The 15,921-nt window shown below is 68.3% G+C and carries 15 protein-coding genes; 4 read left to right on the top strand and 11 right to left on the bottom strand.

From position 1 onward, the window contains the following. Positions 1-95 precede the first annotated feature (95 nt). From AAID08_RS12895 to AAID08_RS12885, 3 genes are all read right to left on the bottom strand, one after another. A complete protein-coding gene (locus AAID08_RS12895) occupies positions 96-1,532 on the bottom strand; it encodes a dihydrolipoyl dehydrogenase (protein WP_144655052.1) in 1,437 nt (478 codons plus the stop codon). Between the two features lie 204 nt (positions 1,533-1,736). After that, on the bottom strand, positions 1,737-2,465 hold the full coding sequence (locus tag AAID08_RS12890) for a glutathione peroxidase (RefSeq protein ID WP_175167371.1): 729 nt from the start codon (positions 2,463-2,465) through the stop codon (positions 1,737-1,739). Positions 2,466-2,642: 177 nt separating this feature from the next. Further along, a complete protein-coding gene (locus tag AAID08_RS12885; RefSeq protein ID WP_064528716.1) occupies positions 2,643-2,843 on the bottom strand; it encodes a heavy-metal-associated domain-containing protein in 201 nt (66 codons plus the stop codon). 165 nt (positions 2,844-3,008) lie between these two features. On the opposite strand from AAID08_RS12885, the gene AAID08_RS12880 reads away from it, so the two are divergent. Together AAID08_RS12880 and cueR are read left to right on the top strand one after the other, a co-directional pair. After that, on the top strand, positions 3,009-5,285 hold the full coding sequence (locus AAID08_RS12880) for a heavy metal translocating P-type ATPase (RefSeq protein WP_395757712.1): 2,277 nt from the start codon (positions 3,009-3,011) through the stop codon (positions 5,283-5,285). A 26-nt stretch (positions 5,286-5,311) separates the two neighbouring features. Beyond that, the gene (gene cueR / locus AAID08_RS12875) at positions 5,312-5,704 is read left to right on the top strand and encodes a Cu(I)-responsive transcriptional regulator (RefSeq protein ID WP_020927477.1); all 393 of its coding nucleotides are present in this window, start codon (positions 5,312-5,314) and stop codon (positions 5,702-5,704) included. Between the two features lie 63 nt (positions 5,705-5,767). Here cueR and rlmD read toward each other — a convergent pair whose 3' ends face one another. The 7 genes from rlmD to surE all read right to left on the bottom strand — a co-directional run bounded on the left by rlmD (position 5,768) and on the right by surE (position 12,529). Further along, positions 5,768-7,273, bottom strand: a complete 1,506-nt coding sequence (gene rlmD, locus AAID08_RS12870) for a 23S rRNA (uracil(1939)-C(5))-methyltransferase RlmD (RefSeq protein WP_064528712.1) — start codon at positions 7,271-7,273, stop codon at positions 5,768-5,770. A 165-nt stretch (positions 7,274-7,438) separates the two neighbouring features. After that, a complete protein-coding gene (locus AAID08_RS12865) occupies positions 7,439-8,191 on the bottom strand; it encodes a TorF family putative porin (protein ID WP_054502674.1) in 753 nt (250 codons plus the stop codon). Between the two features lie 347 nt (positions 8,192-8,538). Next, positions 8,539-9,144 (bottom strand): hypothetical protein, encoded by a 606-nt coding sequence (locus AAID08_RS12860; protein WP_175142402.1) that lies wholly within the window; start codon positions 9,142-9,144, stop codon positions 8,539-8,541. Positions 9,145-9,313: 169 nt separating this feature from the next. Next, on the bottom strand, positions 9,314-10,093 hold the full coding sequence (locus tag AAID08_RS12855) for a 3'-5' exonuclease (protein WP_054502676.1): 780 nt from the start codon (positions 10,091-10,093) through the stop codon (positions 9,314-9,316). Then, positions 10,090-10,944 carry a peptidoglycan DD-metalloendopeptidase family protein gene (locus tag AAID08_RS12850; RefSeq protein ID WP_054502677.1) on the bottom strand — a complete coding sequence of 285 codons (855 nt, stop codon included), beginning with the start codon at positions 10,942-10,944 and terminating at the stop codon, positions 10,090-10,092. Before AAID08_RS12850 ends, AAID08_RS12855 begins: the two co-directional genes overlap by 4 nt. Positions 10,945-10,961: 17 nt before the next feature. Then, a complete protein-coding gene (locus AAID08_RS12845; RefSeq protein ID WP_054502678.1) occupies positions 10,962-11,786 on the bottom strand; it encodes a protein-L-isoaspartate(D-aspartate) O-methyltransferase in 825 nt (274 codons plus the stop codon). Further along, entirely contained in the window at positions 11,771-12,529 is a 759-nt protein-coding gene (surE, locus tag AAID08_RS12840) for a 5'/3'-nucleotidase SurE (RefSeq protein ID WP_054502679.1), read from the bottom strand. The genes AAID08_RS12845 and surE overlap by 16 nt, the downstream gene beginning before the upstream one ends. A gap of 190 nt (positions 12,530-12,719) precedes the next feature. On the opposite strand from surE, the gene plsY reads away from it, so the two are divergent. Next, positions 12,720-13,361: a glycerol-3-phosphate 1-O-acyltransferase PlsY gene (gene plsY, locus AAID08_RS12835; protein ID WP_054502680.1), complete on the top strand. Its 642-nt coding sequence runs from the start codon at positions 12,720-12,722 to the stop codon at positions 13,359-13,361. 75 nt (positions 13,362-13,436) lie between these two features. On the opposite strand, the gene tsaD is transcribed toward plsY, so the two are convergent. After that, positions 13,437-14,468: a tRNA (adenosine(37)-N6)-threonylcarbamoyltransferase complex transferase subunit TsaD gene (tsaD, locus tag AAID08_RS12830; RefSeq protein ID WP_064528704.1), complete on the bottom strand. Its 1,032-nt coding sequence runs from the start codon at positions 14,466-14,468 to the stop codon at positions 13,437-13,439. A 108-nt stretch (positions 14,469-14,576) separates the two neighbouring features. Here tsaD and AAID08_RS12825 point away from each other — a divergent pair, with 108 nt between their 5' ends. After that, positions 14,577-15,869, top strand: a complete 1,293-nt coding sequence (locus AAID08_RS12825; protein ID WP_049073458.1) for an NCS2 family permease — start codon at positions 14,577-14,579, stop codon at positions 15,867-15,869. Positions 15,870-15,921 lie beyond the last annotated feature (52 nt).

Here is a 15,921-nt window from a genome sequence, read left to right as displayed (position 1 = left end):
CACGCCAGTCACGCCAACTGCGCCTGCCCGGACGGCCGCTCAAGACGAAGAAGAGGCTGCCCCGCGGGGCAGCCTCTTCCATGCATGGCTCGCCCTCAGGCGGCCGCGCCTTCCGCTTCCACCTGGCGCAGCGCCTCCTGCGCCCGCGCCAGCTTGGCGGCCGCGTCGCGCAGCGCGGTGCGCAGGCCTTCCTCGATGACCGGATGGTAGAACGGCATTTCCAGCATGCGCGCCACGGTCAGCTCCTGTTGCACGGCCCAGGCCAGCAGATGACCGATGTGCTCGGCGCTGGGGCCGACCATTTCCGCGCCCAGGAAACGGCCGGTGGCGATATCGGCGTACACGTGCAGCAGGCCGCGGTTCTTCAGCATCACCCGCGAACGGCCCTGGTCGCCGAAATCGACCTCGCCCGTCACGAAGGTGCCCGGCGTCAGGCGGGCATGGCCCTGCCCGGCCAACGCGATCTGCGGATCCGAGAACACCACCGCCAGCGGCGCGCGGCGCAGGCCCTGGCGCACTTCCGGATAACGCGCCGCGTTCTCGCCGGCGATGCGGCCTTCGTCGGCCGCCTCGTGCAGCAGCGGCGCGTCGGCGTTGGCGTCGCCGGCGATGAAGATCGCCGAATCGCCCGCCTGCATGGTGTCGCGGTCGAACAACGGCACCCCTTGCGCGTTCAACTGCAGCGAGGTGTTCTCCAGGCCCAGGCCGTCCACATTGGGGCGGCGGCCGGTGGCCACCAGCGCGTAGTCGAAGCGTTCAGTGCGTTCGGTGTTGTCCAGCGCCACGTAGCGCACCTCGACCTCGTCGCCGACGCGCTGGGTTTCCAGCACGCGCGCATCCGGGTCCAGGTAGAACTCCTGCTGGAAGATCTTGCGGGCGCTGTGGCGCACCTGCGGGTCGCTGATGCCGCCCAGGCTGCCGCTGACGCCGAACACGCGCACCTCGACGCCCAGCCGCGCCAGCGCCTGGCCCAGTTCCAACCCGATCACGCCGGGGCCGAACACCGCCACGCGGCGCGGCAGGTCATCCCAGGCGAACACATCGTCGTTGAGCACCAGGCGGTCGCCCAGCCCCCGGAACGGCGGCGGCACCGACGGCCGCGAGCCGGTCGCGATCACCACGCGGGACGCATGGATCTCGGTGTGGTCGTCGACCCGCAGCACCGTGTCCGATTCGAAGCGGGCGTAGCCGCGGATCTTGTCTTCGGCCGGGATGTTCTCCACGCCCTCCAGCACGAAGCCGACGAAACGGTCGCGCTCGCGCTTGACGCGGTCCATCACCTCTTCGCCGTTGACCGTGACCTCGCCCTCGACGTGCACGCCGAACGGCGCGGTGTGCGCGGCGTGATACGCGGCCTCGGCGGCGGCAATCAGCAGCTTGGAAGGCATGCAGCCGACGCGGGCGCAGGTGGTGCCATAAGGACCGCCTTCGATCAGCAGCGCGCGCTTGCCCGCGGCCTTTGCGGCGCGGTAGGCGGCCAGGCCGGCGGTGCCGGCGCCGAGGACGGCGATATCGGTGTGCAGAGTCTTCATGAGAGGGATCCCCCGGTGTAGCGTGGAGCAGACATTGTCAAAGGCGGATTCCGCCTTGTTGCGCACCCTCAGGGACGAACGCCGTCCCGCAGCGCCCGCCGGGGCCGCGCGAAGATGCGGAAAAAGGGAAACCGGCGCGCCGGACCGCTCCTCGCGGGAGCGGCTGCGGCAAGGGAAAGGGAGCGCGTCCCCTTCCCGCCAGCATCAGGCGAAGTGCGCCTTCAGGTCGTCCAGGCCGCCGATCAGCGAACCGTTGATGAACACCTGCGGAGCGGTGCCCTTGCCGGACACGGCGCCGATCACGCGGCCGCGCACCTTGTTCTCCAGCGGGATCTCGATCGGGGCATAGCCCTTGTCTTCGAGCAGCGCCTTGGCTTCCACGCAGAACGGGCAGCCGGGCTTGGAGAACACCACCACCTGGTCGGGCTTCTTGGCCGTCGGGGCGAAGTGAGCCAGCATGGTGTCGGCGTCCGACACTTCAAACGGGTCGCCTTCCTTCTCGGGCTCGATGAACATCTTCTGCACCACGCCGTCCTTGACGAGCATGGAGTAGCGCCAGCTGCGCTTGCCGAAGCCCAGGTCGCTCTTGTCGACCAGCATGCCCATGCCGGCGGTGAATTCACCGTTGCCGTCGGGCAGCAGCGTGATGTTGGACGACTCCTGGTCCTTGGCCCATTCGTTCATGACGAAGGTGTCGTTGACCGACACGCAGACGATGCTGTCGACGCCGGCGGCGGCGAAGGCCGGAGCCAGTTCGTTGTAGCGCGGCAGGTGGGTCGACGAGCAGGTCGGCGTGAAAGCGCCGGGAAGCGAAAAGACCACGACCGTCTTGTTCTTGAACAGGTCGTCGGTCGTGACCTTTTTCCAGGTGTTGCCCTCGCGAACGGGGAACGTTACGTTGGGAACACGTTGGCCTTCACGGTTTTGCAGCATGCAATCTCTCCTTGGGGTAGCGGGGTCTTGTTCAACCACCATGGAAAGAATGATAAACGTCAGCTATCAATTATTCAAATTTAATTAATTTAATTGATTGATAGCTTAAAACAATAATCAAATAGCCGCCGTCAGGTTTTTTCTATCATACGCCCGACGGCAGCCGGCCGTCACACGTCACACGCGCTGCGGCTCGTAGCCGGCATCGCGGATCGCGGCCTCGACCTTATCAGCCTGGTCGGTGCCCGTGACGGTGACGCGATGCGCGGGCAGGTCCACCGCCACGCTGGCGCCCGGCGCCGCCGCCGTCACCGCGCCGGTGATGGTCTTGACGCAGTGGCCGCAGGTCATGTCGGGGACTTGGAATTCGATGCTCATGGTGTTCTCCATAGGAATCAGGGGGGATTGCCGCACCGCCTCCGGTGCCAGCTCCATTTGAGCTTAGACCTTCCCATTATAGGAAGGTCAAGCGTAGAATAGTCCTTGACCTTCCCATCATGGGAAGGATGAAACTGGGGTCTTCCTACCTCAACCGAGACAGCCATGAGCGTTGCCAACCCTTCCGTCGAGCTTGAACTTGCCATCGAAGGCATGACCTGCGCGTCCTGCGTGAAGCGCGTGGAAAAGGCCCTGACCCGCGTGCCGGGCGTCGCCCAGGCCCAGGTCAACCTGGCCACCGAACGCGCCCTGGTGGCCTATGATCCGGCCGCGGCCCAGCCCGATGCCCTGGTCGCGGCCGTGGTCAAGATGGGCTACGAGGCCCGTCCGATCGCCGCCCAGGACGACCACGCCGAACGCCAGTCCGAAGCGCGCGACGCCGAGGCGCGGCGCCTGCAGCGCGCCTTCATCGCCGCCCTGGCGCTGACGCTGCCGGTGTTCGCGCTGGAAATGGGCTCGCACCTGATCCCCGCCATGCACCACTGGGTGCTGGCGAACATCGGCCAGCAAAATAGCTGGCTGCTTCAGTTCGTGTTGACCACGGCGGTGCTGGCCTGGCCCGGCCGCCACTTCTTCAGCAAGGGGCTGGCGGCCTTGTGCCGCCGCGCGCCCGAGATGAACTCGCTGGTCGCGCTGGGCGCCGGCGCGGCCTGGGGGTATTCGGTCGTCGCCACCTTCGCCCCCGCCTGGCTGCCGGAGAGCGCCCGCAACGTCTATTACGAAGCCGCCGCCGTCATCGTCACGCTGATCCTGCTGGGCCGCACGCTGGAAGCGCGCGCCAAGGGCAAGACCGGCGCCGCCATCAAGCGCCTGATCGGGCTGCAGCCGCGCACCGCGCGCGTCATGCGCGACGGCCAGCCGCGAGACATCGCCATCGAGCAGGTGCGCAAGGGCGACATCGTGGTGGTGCGCCCTGGCGAAAAGATCCCGCTGGACGGCGAGATCATCGAGGGCAGCTCGTACGTCGATGAATCAATGCTGACCGGCGAACCGGTGCCCGTGGAAAAGCAGCCGGGCATGCAGGCGACCGGCGGCACGCTCAATACATCCGGCAGCTTCACGCTGCGCGTCACCCACACCGGCGCCGACACCATGCTGGCCCGCATCATCCGCATGGTCGAGGCCGCCCAGGGCGCGCGCCTGCCGATCCAGGCGCTGGTGGACCAGGTCACCGCCTGGTTCGTGCCGGCCGTCATGGGCATGGCGCTGCTGACCTTCCTGGCCTGGTTCTTCCTCGGCCCCACGCCGGCGCTGTCGCATGCGCTGGTCAACGCAGTGGCGGTGCTGATCATCGCCTGCCCCTGCGCCATGGGCCTGGCCACGCCGACCTCGATCATGGTCGGCACCGGCCGCGCCGCCGAAATGGGCGTGCTGTTCCGCCAGGGCGACGCCCTGCAGACGCTGCGCGACGTGCAGGTGGTGGCCTTCGACAAGACCGGCACCCTGACGCTGGGCAAGCCCACCCTGACCGAACTTGCGCCGGCCGCCGGCTTCGCCGACCGCGACGTGCTGCAATGGGTCGCCTCGGTGCAGGCGCGCTCCGAACATCCGATCGCGCTGGCCATCGTGGCGGCCGCCGCCGAACGCCAGATCGACCTGTTGCCGGCGGAAGGCTTCGCCGCCATCACCGGCGCCGGGGTCGAAGCCAGCGTGGCCGGCAAGCGCGTGCTGGCCGGCGCCGACCGCCTGATGGCCGAGCGCGGCATCGACGTCAGCGCCTTCGGCCAGCGCGCCGAACAATGGGGCGACGAGGGCAAGACGCCGATCTACGTCGCCATCGACGGCCAGGCGGCCGCCATGATGGCCGTGACCGACCCGGTCAAGCCGTCGGCCGTGGACGCCATCGCCGCGCTGCACGCACAGGGCCTGAAGACCGCCATGATCACCGGCGACAACCGCCATACGGCGCAGGCCGTGGCGCGCCAATTGGGCATCGACGAAGTGCGCGCCGAGGTGCTGCCCGACGGCAAGGTCGAGGCCATCGCCGCGCTGCGCGCCGGCGGCCGCAAGCTGGCCTTCGTCGGCGACGGCATCAACGACGCGCCGGCGCTGGCCGCGGCCGACACCGGCATCGCCATCGGCACCGGCACCGACGTCGCCATCGAGGCCGCATCCGTAGTGCTGATGGCCGACGATCTGCACGGCGTGCCCAACGCCATCGCGCTGAGCCGCGCCACGCTGGCCAACATCCGCCAGAACCTGTTCTGGGCCTTCGCCTATAACGCCGCGCTGATCCCGCTGGCGGCCGGCGCGCTGTACCCGGCCTACGGCCTGTCGCTGTCGCCGATCTTCGCGGCCGGCGCCATGGCGCTGTCCAGCGTCTTCGTGCTGGGCAACGCGCTGCGCCTGAAGACATTCCGCCCCCCGCGCGCCGCGCACTGACGCGCCGTTCTTCCAGGAGACCGCATATGAACATCGGACAAGCCGCGCAGGAATCCGGCATCTCGGCCAAGATGATCCGCTACTACGAGAGCATCGGCCTGATCGGCCCGGCGCTGCGCAAGGACTCGGGCTACCGGGTCTACAGCGAGCACGACCTGCACACGCTGCGCTTCGTGCGGCGCGCGCGCGACCTGGGTTTCTCGGTGGAACAGATGAACGAGCTGCTGGCGTTGTGGCGCGACCGCAGCCGCGCCAGCGCCGACGTCAAGCGCATCGCGCTCGAACACGTGGCCGAACTGGAACGCAAGGCCTGCGCGCTGCGCGACATGGCCGCCACGCTCAAGCACCTGGCGCACAACTGCCACGGGGATGATCGACCCGATTGCCCCATCCTGGAAAACCTGGGGCGCTCCCAGTAAGAAAAAAGGGCAAGCCAACCGGCTTGCCCTTCTTGCATGCGGCCCGGTCGACGCCGGGGCGGGTCACGCCTGGCTTTGCGCCGGCGTCTCGCCCTCGGCCGCGACGCGGGCGTGGTAGGCCTCGGTGGCCGCCTGCTTGGACGCGGCCTTCTCGGCGGCCGCGGCGGCCTTTTCCGCTTCCGCGGCGGCCGCATCGGCCGCCTGCTGCAAGGCGCGCTGGCGGGCGCGCTCCTGCACTTCGCGCACGCCCTCGGCATCCAGCGATTCGAACACCGCGATCGACTCCACGTGCCCGGTGTGCGGGAACATGTTGATGACGCCGGCGCTCTTGAGCAGGTAGCCGCCCTCGTGCACCATGATGGCGGCGTCGCGCGCCAGCGTGGCGGGATTACAGGACACGTAGACGATGCGACGCGGGCGCTCCTCGGCTTTCAGTTGCGACAGCGCCTGCGCCACGGCCTGCGCGCCTTCGCGCGGCGGATCGATCAGCATGCGGTCGAAGAAGCCCAGGCCGCGCAGCCATTCGACGTCCACCTCGAACAGGTTGAGGGTGGCGAAACTGGTGCGCTCGCCCAGCCCGTGGCGCGCGGCGGCCTCATGGGCGCGGTCGGTCAGCGCCTTGCTGCCCTCCACGCCCACGGCCTCGCGGCCCTGGGTGGCCAGCGGCAGCGTGAAGTTGCCCAGGCCACAGAACAGGTCGGCGACGCGGTCCGTCGGCTGCACTTCCAGCAGCGTGAGCGCGCGCGACACCATGGAACGGTTGATGGCGTGATTGACCTGGGTGAAGTCGGTCGGCCGGTACGGCATGCGCAGGCCGAATTCGGGCATGGTGTAGGTCAGCGCGTCGCGGTGCTCGGGCACCAGCGGATGCACCGTGTCCGGACCCTTGGGCTGCAGCCACCATTGCACGTTGTGCTTGTCGGCGAAGGCGCGCAGCACGGCGATGTCGTTGTCGGTCAGCGGCAGCAGGTGGCGCAGCACCAGCGCGGTCACGCCGTCGCCCAGCGACACTTCCACCTGTGGCAGGCGGTCGGGCGCGGACATCGACGCGATCATGGCGCGCAGCGGCATCAGCAGGTCGCTGACGTGGCGCGGCAGCACATGGCATTCGCGCATGTCGGCCACGTAGCTGCTCTTGCGCTCGTGAAAGCCCACCAGCACCCCGCCCTTCTTGGGCACCACGCGCACCGACAGGCGGGCGCGGTAGCGGTAGCCCCAGGTCGGGCCATGCAGCGGCGCCAGGATGCGGGCCGGACGCAGCTTGCCGACGTGCCAGAAGGTGTCTTCGAGCGAACGCTGCTTGATCGCCACCTGCGTGGACGGTTCGAGATGCTGCATGGCACAGCCGCCACAGACGCCGAAATGCGGGCAACGCGGCGCCACGCGCTGCGACGAGGGGCGCATCACCTGGTCAACCCGCGCGATTTCATAGGACGGTTTGCGGCGCACGGTGGTCGCCGTGACCCGCTCGCCGGGCAAGGCGCCTTCCACGAACACGACCTTGCCATCGCGGCGGGCGATGCCCCGGGCTTCCAGGTCCAGGGATTCGATACTCAAAACGTCAGACATCTCACGCAGTCCAGAAAATTCACGCAACCCGGCATTGTAAGAGGATTCGGCGGCGCCCCGCCCGCGCCCGAAAAAAAGGGGGACTTGCCGGAGACGGCCCGCCGGGCAGTCTCCATCAAGCCCCCCAAAAGCCGGCGCCGGTCAGGGCGCCGCCACGGATGGGAATCAGAACGAACGCGACACCGAGAACACGGCGCCCAGGCGGCCCGACGGATGGCCGTACTTGGTCGGCAGCCAGTTGTCCTTGGTGGCGCCGACGGCGGCCAGGCCCAGCACCCAGCCCTTCAGGTCCTTGGTCACGCCGAGCTTGTAGTCGACGTAATGGCCGATGGAGTCGCCGTCCATGTTGACCTGGTTCTTGAGCTTCTGGTAACCCAGATGGCCCACCAGTCCCCAGCCGTCGCCCAGGTCGAAGTTGGCGGTGCCGTCCAGGTACCAGGTGCCCTTGCTGTCGGGCGTGCTGAAGAAGTCGCTGGGCGTGTAGGAATACTTGAGGGTGTAGTTGGCGTAGGTCGCGGCCAGATAAAGGTCGGTGTTGTTGTAATTGCCGCCCTTGGGCGAGCTGGAGCCGGGATAGTAGTAGTGCAGCACGCCGGCATCGAGCGTGAAGCCGCCGCCCACGTCGCCCTTCCAGCCGCCGTAGAAGTCCATTTCCAGGTTGCCGTCGGTGAAGACGAAACTGGATACGTTGGAGTTCCAGTTGCCCAGGTAGAAACCGGAGCTGTGGGTCAGATCGATGCCGAGTTGGGCCGCGGGCCGGAAATCGGTCTGCGAGTAGCCGCGGAAGCGATAGTCGCTCGCGATGGTGGCATTGCCGCTGAGCGAGAAACCGCCGCCCAGGTCGGTGGGTTCGGCCTGGGCCGTTGCGATGAAACAAGCGGCGAGCACAACGGGCAAGGCTAGCAACGTCTTCTTCATGGTGCGATGTCCTGATCGGATTTGACGAGGAGGAAGGCCGAAGGCGCATCCATCGGGCCGGTCCTGCAACGGCGGATGCCGGCTCCTTCCCCATCAAGCAAGGTCCGTGCCAGGTTTCAATTGCATCTCAACGGGCTGGCGCCGCGCTGAACGGGCATGCTGGTCGCACCAGGACGGTGCATCACGCCGCGCATGCAGGCGGCGGCGCATCAAAATGGGGCTGGCGCCCCGTGATGGCGCCGGGCACGAAAAAAACCCCGGCCCGCACAAAAGCGGGTCGGGGTCGCGCGGCGCCGCCCGCGATGGGCGGGCCGCAAGGCGGCGAATCGGGGGCCGCCCGGAACGCCTCAGTTGGCGGCCGGAGCGGGCGGCGGCGGCACGGCGCCCGGCGCGTTGCCCGGGCCCTTGCCGTGGCGCCCTTCCATGCGCGCGTGGCGCTCCTGCATCTTGGCCTGGCGGTCCTTGAGCATCTGGGTCACCTGGGTGCGCTGGGCGTCGTTCAGGCTGTCCCACACGGCCAGCCATTGATCGCGGACCTGCTTGGCCTGCGTGCCGAACTGGTCGCGCGACTTGTCGGATTGCTCCAGCAATGCGCGCGGATCGAGCTTGCCGCTGTCCAGTTGCGCCTTGAGCAGATCGTGGCGCTGGCCACCGGAAGCGCGCATGGCTTCGTGCAGGCTGCGCTGGCCGTCCTGCGCGGTCTTGACCAGGGCCTGCTGCTTGTCGTCCAGCTTGAGCTGATCGAGCTGCGCCTTGGACACGGGGCCCAGGCCCGGGATCCACAGGCCGTCGCGCATGCCCTTGTGGAAGCCGCCATCACGGGGGCCTTGATGCATCGCGGCGGGACCACCGTCGGCGGGCGCCGCCGCCATGACGGGACCGGCCAGCAAGCCGCCGGTGGCGGCGACCATGGCCAGGGCAGCCAGGTTGGAGCGGAGTGCGAATCGGGACATGTAGGTCTCCTGAAAGTGAAGAAAGCGAGGCCATTGTGCGATCCGCCCGGTTTCATCCAGGTTTCGTCCCCGCAAGCTATGTTTCAGTCGATTGCGCCTGCGCCAGGCGTGAAAACGGGGCCCGGCGGGCCCCGTCTGTCGAGCATGCCGCGCCAACCGCGCGCGCCGCTCAACTGGCGTCCCAGGCCGCCATGTACTCCTTCCAGTGCGGCGCATCGCTGGCCGTCAGCGTGTCGCGCACCAGCGCGATCTCGGCCTCGTAGGCCGTGCGGTCGAGTTCGCCGCGCAGGAAGCGGAAGCGGCAATACACCAGCCAGGTGTTGACCACGTCCGTTTCGCAATAGGCGCGGACCTCGTCGGCGCGGCCCTGGCTCCAGGCCTCCCAGACCTTGCTGCCATCCATGCCGAGCTTGCCCGGAAAGCCGCACAGCTTGGCCAGTTCGTCCAGCGGCGCGTTGGCGCGGCCGTTGTACTTGGCCAGCAGGTCCATCAGGTCGGTGTGGCGCGAGTGATAACGCGAGATGTAGTTGTTGAACTTGAAATCGCGGTCTTCCTCGCCCATGTCCCAGTAGCGCGGCGCGGGCACGCCCTGGATCAGGCTGCGGTAGTGCAGCACCGGCAGGTCGAAGCCCGAGCCGTTCCAGCTAACCAGCTTGGGCGTGTAGCGCTCGATGGTCTTAAAAAAGCCGGCCAGCAGAGCGGCTTCGGGATCGTCGGGCTGGCCCAGCGTCTTGACGCGAAAGCCCTGGTCGTCGCGGAACACGCAGCCCACCACCGCCACCTTGTGCAGGTGCAGCGGCAGGAAGTCGTGGCCCACGGCCTCGCGGCGCGCGGTGAGCGCGCGCTCGACCACTTCGGCATCGGGCACGTCGGCGCTCCAGCCGTTGAGCTTGCGCAGGCCTTCCGCGTCGGGAATGGTCTCGAGGTCGAATACCAGGGTGGGCGTCATTTGGCGGGCAGGTACTGCATCGGATCCACGGGCGTGCCCTGGCGGCGGATCTCGAAGTGCAGGCGCGGCGAGGTGGTGTCGCTCTGGCCGATCTCGGCGATCTTGGCGCCGCGCTTGACGTCCTGGCCGGTCTTCACGAGCAGCGTGCGGTTGTGCGCATACGCCGTGATGAAGCCGTTCTGGTGGTTCACGATGATCAGGTTGCCCAGGCCGCGCACGCCGTTGCCGCTGTACATGACCTTGCCATCCGCGGCGGCGGTGACCGGGTCTCCCAGCGCGCCGGCGATATCGATGCCCTTGCTGTTGTTGTTGAAGCCCTGCATGATCTGCCCGCTCGCCGGCCAGGCCCAGTTGATCACGCCGGCATCGGCCGCGCGCGTGGCGGGCTTGGTCTCGGCCGGAGTCGGGGTGGGCGGAGGCAGCGACGCCGTGGCGGTGGCCGAGGTGTCGTTGGGCTGGTCCAGCGGACGCGGTTGCGGCTTGCTGCTGGCAATCGGCGCCGGTTGCGCGCCGCCGCCCGACGAACCGGACATCTTCAGCACCTGCCCGACCGAAATCTGGTTGGGATCGGTGAGGTTGTTCCAGCGCTTGATGTTCTCGACGTCGACATTGTTGGCGCGCGCGATCTTGTAGAGCGTGTCGCCCGGCTTCACGACATAACTGCCGCCCGGCTGGGCGGCGGCGGACGGCTGGCCGCCGGCCAGGTCGACGACCGGGGCGCGCGTGCCTTTGGATGCGCAGCCGGCCAGGATGGCCAGGCTGAGGACGCCAGCCACGAAAAGCGGGCGGCGCAGGCGGGTCATGGACACGCCGAGGGTCATATCGGTCAGTTGCAACTGCCCGTTGAGCATACGTTTCTCCTGTTTGCTCAAGATTGTATTCCGGCACGCAGCGGCACAAAGCGCACGGCCTCTAATTCGGTTCGTTTCCAGCTGGCCGCGCCTGTGCGTTCGATCAGCACCAGGCGCTGGTTCGAGCCCCCTTCGGGGGCGATCAGGCGTCCACCCGGCGCCAGTTGCTGGAGCAGCGCTTGCGGGATGGTCAGGCCGGCGGCAGCCACAACGATAGCATCGAACGGCGCCACGCCGGGCAGGCCCAGCATGCCGTCGCCGTAGATCAAGCGGATTCGCGTGGTCAGCCGCAAGGCGCGCAGATGCTCGCGCGCCAGCTCATAGAGACCGCGAATGCGCTCGATGGAATGGACCTCGCGCACGAACTGCGCCAGCACCGCGGCCTGGTAGCCGCAACCCGCGCCGACTTCGAGCACGCGGGTCGGCGCGCGGTCTTCGCAGACGGCCGCGATCATGCGCGCCACCACCCAGGGTTGCGAGATGGTCTGAGAATGGCCGATGGGCAGCGCCGCATCCTCGTAGGCCCGACTGGCCAGCGCCTCGTCGACGAACAAGTGGCGCGGCACCACGGCCATGGCGTTGAGCACGCGCTCATCGCTGACGCCCTGCCCGCGCAGGCGCTGCACCATGGCCTGGCGCAGGCGATCGGAATTGAGCCCCAGATTGCCGCCAGCCGTCGGCGTCGGCGCCTTGGCCTGGCTTTGCAGCGTGGCGGCCGAAACGCGGGTGTTGCTGTTGGCCGGCGTAACGCCGGGGCTGAGCCGTCCGGAGTCGTAGCGGACGGGACTGGGCCGACCGGGCACGGCCTGGGAGACGTCCGGCTGGCTTATGCGTCGGCGCATAGCGGCTCCGCCCAGGTCCGGATTTCGTCGAGCTGCCCGTGCTGGGTCAGGTCCAGCCGCAGCGGCGTGACCGACACCCTGCCCTGCGCCACCGCGTGGAAGTCGGTGCCTGGCGTAGCATCGGCGGCCTGCCCCACCGGCCCGATCCAGTAGACCGTGTCGCCGTAGGGGGTGGTTGTGCGCACCACCGGCTGCGACGGATGGCGCTTGCCCAGGCGGGTGACCTGGAAGCCATGCATGTCGTCGAAGCGGCGGCTGGGAATGTTGACGTTCAGCAGCACCGGCGCGGCCAGTGGCTGCGCCAGGTGGCGCTCGACCACCAGGCGCGCGGCGCGGGCGGCGGAGTCGATGTGTTCCCACCCCTTTTCGGCCAGCGAGAAGGCGATGGCCGGGATGCCGAACAGGTAGCCCTCGCTGGCGGCGGCCACGGTGCCCGAATAGAGCGTGTCGTCGCCCATGTTGGCGCCGTTGTTGATGCCGGACACCACCAGGTCGGGACGCGCGTCCATCAGCCCGGTCAGGGCGACGTGGACGCAATCGGACGGCGTGCCATTGACGGCGATGAAGCCGTTGGAGGCGGTGCGCACCGACAGCGGGCGGTTCAGCGTCAGGGAATTGGACGCGCCGCTGTGGTTGGTCTCGGGCGCGACGACGGTCAGATCGCCCAGGCCTTCCAGCGCCTTGACCAGCGCTTCGAGGCCAGGGGCCGAATAACCATCATCGTTCGAAACCAGAATTCGCATTGTGCATCCGAAAGAAAATAAAACGCGGGTGGACCGGCTGGATTGTACCGTCCGCGGAAGGCGCCGGCATGTCCGGCGCCAGCCGTCTCCGATCGTCCGCTCGCTAACCCGTAGGCGGGTCGGCCGGCGACCGGGGTAGAATCCGCAGCCATCGAGACAATTGCAAGATAACAACGGACTTCCTTACAACATGGCGATCACCGAACCGTCCCTGGCGTTTACCGCGGCCCTCATCCTGCTGGCCTACCTGATCGGCTCCGTGCCGTTCGCCGTGGTGGTCAGCAAACTCATGGGACTGCAGGACCCCCGCAGCTACGGCTCCAAGAACCCCGGCGCCACCAACGTGCTGCGCACCGGCAACAAGACCGCCGCCGCGCTGACGCTGCTGGGCGACGCCGCCAAGGGCTGGTTCGCCGTCTGGCTGGCGGCCAGGCTGGCCCCTGGCATCGCCCCCGGCCCCCTGGCTGCGGTGGCCGTGGCGGCCTTCCTGGGCCATCTGTATCCCATCTTCCTGGGCTTCAAGGGCGGCAAGGGCGTGGCCACCGCGCTCGGCGTGCTGGTGGCCATCCAGCCGTGGCTGGCGGTCGCCACCGCGGCCACCTGGCTGATCATCGCGGTGTTCTTCCGCTACTCGTCGCTGGCCTCGCTGGTGGCGGCGTTCTTCGCCCCGGTCTATTACGTGTTCGGCTCCGGCCTGGCGTGGTACGCCCAGCCGGCCATGGGCATCGCCCTGGCCATCATTGGCGTGCTGCTGTTCTACCGCCACCGCGCCAACATCGCGCGCCTGGTGCAAGGCACCGAAAGCCGCATCGGCGGCGGCAAGAAGAAGTGATCCGCGGGCCGGCGCGGGCGCCGCGCGCGGAATGAAAAAGGGGGCCTCGGCCCCCTTTTTCATTGCCCGTCCCGGTCAGGCGATATCGGCCAGGTCCCAGCGCGGCCGCACGGTGAAGCCGTGCGCGTCCGGGTCCAGCGTCACCAGCCCCGCCTTGACCCGCTCGGCCGCGGCGAAGGCGATCATGGCGCCGTTGTCGGTGCACAACGACAGCGGCGGAAAATAAGCCTGGGCCTTCAGGGGCTTGAGCGCGGCGGCCAGCCTGGCGCGCAGCAACTGGTTGGCCCCCACCCCGCCGGCCACCACCAGCCGGCGCAGGCCGGTCTGCTTGAGCGCGCGGATCGACTTGGCGGCCAGCACCTCGACGATCGCGGCCTGGGTCGCCGCGGCCAGGTCGGCACGGGTCTGTTCGTCCAGCCCGCCGTCCTGCTCGGCGGCCTTCACCCGGGTCAGTACGGCGGTCTTCAGGCCGCTGAAGCTGAAATCCAAGTCGCCGCTGTGCAGCATGGGACGCGGCAGGTCGAAACGCGCGGCATCGCCCTGCTCCGCCAGCCGCGCCAGCGCGGGGCCGCCCGGGTAGCCCAGCCCCATCAGCTTGGCGGACTTGTCGAAGGCTTCGCCGGCGGCGTCGTCCAGGGTTTCGCCCAGCAATTCGTAGCGCCCCACCCCGTCCACCCGCATCAATTGCGTGTGGCCGCCGGACACCAGCAGCGCCACGAACGGAAAGTCGGGCCGGGGATCGGCCAGCATCGGCGACAGCAGGTGGCCTTCCAGGTGATGAATGGCGATGGCGGGCAGGCGGCGCGACCAGGCGAACGATTGCGCCACGCTGGCGCCCACCAGCAGCGCGCCCGCCAGCCCGGGCCCGGCCGTATACGCCACCGCGCCGATGTCCGACATTTCCAGGCCCGCATCCTGCAGCACCTGGCGGGTCAGCGGCACCACGCGCCGGATATGGTCGCGCGAGGCGAGTTCGGGCACCACGCCCCCGTATTCCTGGTGCATGGCGATCTGGGTGTGCAGGGCGTGCGCGAGCAGGCCGCGTTCCGTACAGACGGCTGCGACGCCCGTTTCGTCGCAGGAGCTTTCAAAGCCGAGAATAATCATGGCGGCAGAGTTTACAACTGATGCGAAAATACGCCCGTTTACAAAATGACCGGGGGCGCCCAAGCCCCCTTCTCACCAACCAAGCCTGCAAGCACCCTGGGGACAAGAATGCTGGAGAAGCTATTCAACCTGCGTGAACACGGCACGACCGCGAGAACCGAGATCGTGGCCGGCCTGACGACATTCCTGACGATGTCGTACATCATCTTCGTGAACCCGGACATCCTGTCGTCCACCGGCATGGACCGCAGCGCCGTGTTCGTCGCCACCTGCCTGGCGGCCGCGCTGGGCTCGCTGGTGATGGCGCTGATCGCCAACTGGCCGATCGGCATGGCGCCGGGCATGGGGCTGAACGCCTTCTTCGCCTTCACCGTGGTCAAGACCATGGGCTACACCTGGGAGCAGGCGCTGGGCGCCGTGTTCATCTCGGGCGTGATCTTCCTGATCCTGACCATCTCGGGTATCCGCGTCTGGCTGGTCAAGGGCATCCCGCACTCGCTGCGCAGCGCCATCGCCGCCGGTATCGGCCTGTTCCTGGCCATTATCGCGCTGTCGAGCGCCGGCATCGTGGTGGCGCATCCGGCCACCAAGGTGACGCTGGGCGACCTGACCACGCCGGGGCCGCTGTTCGCCATCCTCGGCTTTTTCATCATCGCCTCGCTGGACGCGCTGCGCGTGCGCGGCGCCATCCTGATCGGCATCCTGGTGGTCACGGTGCTGTCGATGGCGCTGGGCTACAACGAATTCAAGGGCGTGTTCGCCGCGCCGCCGAGCCTGGCGCCGACGCTGTTCAAGATGGACATCCTGGGCGCGCTGCACACCGGCTTCGTGCACGTCATCCTGGTGTTCGTGCTGGTCGAGGTGTTCGACGCCACCGGCACGCTGGTGGGCGTGGCCAAGCGCGCCGGCCTGATGCCGGAGGGCCGTCCCAACCGCCTGGGCCGCGCGCTGTTCGCCGACAGCACCGCCATCGTCGCCGGCTCGATGCTGGGCACCAGCAGCACCACCGCCTACGTCGAAAGCGCCTCGGGCGTGCAGGCCGGCGGCCGCACCGGCCTGACCGCGCTGGTGGTGGCCCTGCTGTTCCTGGCCGCGCTGTTCATCTCGCCCCTGGCCGGCGCCGTGCCCGCCTACGCCACCGCGCCCGCCCTGCTCTACGTGGCCGGCCTGATGATGCGCGAACTGATCGACATTGACTGGAACGACGTCTGCGAAGCCACCCCGGCCGCGCTGACCGCGCTGGTGATGCCGTTCACCTATTCCATCGCCAACGGCATCGCCTTCGGCTTCATCAGCTACGTGGTGCTCAAGACCGCGACCGGCCGCGTGCGCGACGTGCATCCGGCCACCTGGCTGGTGGCGATCCTGTTCGTGATCCGCTACGCGTTCTTCCCGGAATAACGCCGGCAAGGCATGCATGCAAAACCGCCGCGCTTCCGGTCCGGAAGGCGGC

This window comes from Achromobacter sp. EB05 (assembly GCF_044232075.1).
Taxonomy (GTDB): Bacteria; Pseudomonadota; Gammaproteobacteria; order Burkholderiales; family Burkholderiaceae_B; genus Achromobacter; species Achromobacter dolens.
The sequence above is the reverse complement of the archived record's forward strand: the minus strand, read 5'-3'. Positions and strand labels throughout refer to the sequence as shown.

Excerpts from the sequence above, each read along its gene's own strand:
- AAID08_RS12895 (WP_144655052.1), bottom strand. The coding sequence starts at position 1,532 with ATGAAGACTCTGCACACCGATATCGCCGTCCTCGGCGCCGGCACCGCC.
- AAID08_RS12890 (WP_175167371.1), bottom strand. The coding sequence starts at position 2,465 with ATGCTGCAAAACCGTGAAGGCCAACGTGTTCCCAACGTAACGTTCCCC.
- AAID08_RS12885 (WP_064528716.1), bottom strand. The coding sequence starts at position 2,843 with ATGAGCATCGAATTCCAAGTCCCCGACATGACCTGCGGCCACTGCGTC.
- AAID08_RS12880 (WP_395757712.1), top strand. The coding sequence starts at position 3,009 with ATGAGCGTTGCCAACCCTTCCGTCGAGCTTGAACTTGCCATCGAAGGC.
- cueR (WP_020927477.1), top strand. The coding sequence starts at position 5,312 with ATGAACATCGGACAAGCCGCGCAGGAATCCGGCATCTCGGCCAAGATG.
- rlmD (WP_064528712.1), bottom strand. The coding sequence starts at position 7,273 with ATGTCTGACGTTTTGAGTATCGAATCCCTGGACCTGGAAGCCCGGGGC.
- AAID08_RS12865 (WP_054502674.1), bottom strand. The coding sequence starts at position 8,191 with ATGAAGAAGACGTTGCTAGCCTTGCCCGTTGTGCTCGCCGCTTGTTTC.
- AAID08_RS12860 (WP_175142402.1), bottom strand. The coding sequence starts at position 9,144 with ATGTCCCGATTCGCACTCCGCTCCAACCTGGCTGCCCTGGCCATGGTC.
- AAID08_RS12855 (WP_054502676.1), bottom strand. The coding sequence starts at position 10,093 with ATGACGCCCACCCTGGTATTCGACCTCGAGACCATTCCCGACGCGGAA.
- AAID08_RS12850 (WP_054502677.1), bottom strand. The coding sequence starts at position 10,944 with ATGCTCAACGGGCAGTTGCAACTGACCGATATGACCCTCGGCGTGTCC.
- AAID08_RS12845 (WP_054502678.1), bottom strand. The coding sequence starts at position 11,786 with ATGCGCCGACGCATAAGCCAGCCGGACGTCTCCCAGGCCGTGCCCGGT.
- surE (WP_054502679.1), bottom strand. The coding sequence starts at position 12,529 with ATGCGAATTCTGGTTTCGAACGATGATGGTTATTCGGCCCCTGGCCTC.
- plsY (WP_054502680.1), top strand. The coding sequence starts at position 12,720 with ATGGCGATCACCGAACCGTCCCTGGCGTTTACCGCGGCCCTCATCCTG.
- tsaD (WP_064528704.1), bottom strand. The coding sequence starts at position 14,468 with ATGATTATTCTCGGCTTTGAAAGCTCCTGCGACGAAACGGGCGTCGCA.
- AAID08_RS12825 (WP_049073458.1), top strand. The coding sequence starts at position 14,577 with ATGCTGGAGAAGCTATTCAACCTGCGTGAACACGGCACGACCGCGAGA.